Genomic DNA, 321 nt, shown 5'->3' on the forward strand with positions numbered 1-321 from the left:
TTTTCATTAATTTGTTAAAGATAGTCTCTTTGCTCTGTGAACGATTGATTCTAAAACTATACTCAGCTAAAGAGCGGTCTATGTTAAATTCTGATACCCAAGAATATATATCTCATAGCTTCTACCTTGTTTTCCTTCCTCTTTTCCTCCTATGGTAAATTCATCAACCTAAACGCTATCATTCATTTTCTGTGATTCACTGGATTTCATAGCTTCACGGACTTTTTGCATAAAATAATGTGAAGTCTGACGACTAATTTCATAACTTTGCGACAGCAATACCCATCTTCCCACTTTATGGAAGAAGCTGTCCAAAAAGTC

1 pseudogene is annotated in these 321 nt (G+C 34.9%); it reads right to left on the reverse strand.

Annotated features, from left to right (window positions below):
• Positions 1–321 (reverse strand): annotated as a pseudogene (locus tag HMPREF9075_RS13000) (hypothetical protein); the annotation flags it as partial.

This window comes from Capnocytophaga sp. oral taxon 332 str. F0381 (assembly GCF_000318275.2).
Lineage (GTDB): Bacteria > Bacteroidota > Bacteroidia > Flavobacteriales > Flavobacteriaceae > Capnocytophaga > Capnocytophaga bilenii.